The sequence below is a fragment of the Treponema sp. R8-4-B8 genome (assembly GCF_054786175.1).
Genome location: NZ_BDHE01000312.1, coordinates 1 through 500, shown reverse-complemented (window position 1 = coordinate 500; position 500 = coordinate 1). Strand labels below are relative to the sequence as shown.

Below are 500 nucleotides of genomic sequence, written 5' to 3'. Positions count from 1 at the left end.
TCAAGAATGGAGTAAATTATATCGACAAAAAAGCGGCCGACCCTATCGCTACGGATTCGGCTATTAACGTTACGCCGTGCGCAGGCATAAAAAAACAATATACGCCCCACAAAATTATCACGGCGGCCGTTATAGCGTACTGTTTCGCGTAACCGGCAATATCTTCGCTCCACAGCGCCGCCGCCGCGCTTATGAACACTCCGAGCGATACGAAGATGTACGACCGTATAAAGAAGTAGTCTCGGCCATCGAAAAACTCGCTCATATTCATGAAGAAGGCAGATGTGTATAAGAGACAGGGTTAATCTTGCGGTATTATAAACAATCTGCGTACACGGAGGGTGTTATGGGGGTCAAAGCGACCGCGAAAAAGACGCCCGGCAGGAAGCCCAAGGCGGCGTCCGTCCCTAAGCCGAGGGCGAAGAAGGTCACTGGCCGGCTGGGGGATAGAGTCGCGGTTTTGGGCGGGAGGATGGATAAGATAGATAGGGCGGTTTTGC

General features: G+C 51.8%; 1 protein-coding gene. It reads right to left on the bottom strand.

The window, feature by feature from the left end; all coding sequences use genetic code 11:
* Nucleotides 1-16: 16 nt before the first annotated feature.
* The gene (locus ACYVRA_RS08555; protein ID WP_461252298.1) at nucleotides 17-265 is read right to left on the bottom strand and encodes a hypothetical protein; all 249 of its coding nucleotides are present in this window, start codon (nucleotides 263-265) and stop codon (nucleotides 17-19) included.
* Between the last annotated feature and the right edge of the window lie 235 nt (nucleotides 266-500).